The organism is Ferrovum myxofaciens (genome assembly GCF_000735045.1).
Lineage (GTDB): Bacteria > Pseudomonadota > Gammaproteobacteria > Burkholderiales > Ferrovaceae > Ferrovum > Ferrovum myxofaciens.
Map to the genome: position 1 here is coordinate 1 of NZ_JPOQ01000457.1, position 253 is coordinate 253.

Genomic DNA, 253 nt, shown 5'->3' on the forward strand with positions numbered 1-253 from the left:
TCATCTGATGATCCGGGTTCCTTGACGGCAGAACACTTTGCGGGTCGTGGTGGAACAGAGGTGTCCCCCTCAAGGCCACTGAATTTATCTACGATCACCGCCCCACCACCCTTCGCGGTTCGGTATGCGATATCAGGCGTCCTGTTTCCCAACGATTGGTGCGGTCGCTCACTGTTGTAGAAGGCAAAGTACTCGGTCAGGCCCACCATCAACTCGCCCATCGAGGCATAGCCCTTCAGGTACACATCCTCAT

1 protein-coding gene is annotated in these 253 nt (G+C 55.7%); it reads right to left on the reverse strand.

The genetic code is table 11. From position 1 onward, the window contains the following. The coding region (locus IV91_RS0114555; RefSeq protein WP_150112536.1) for an integrase core domain-containing protein at nucleotides 1-253 on the reverse strand (253 nt) is incomplete at both ends.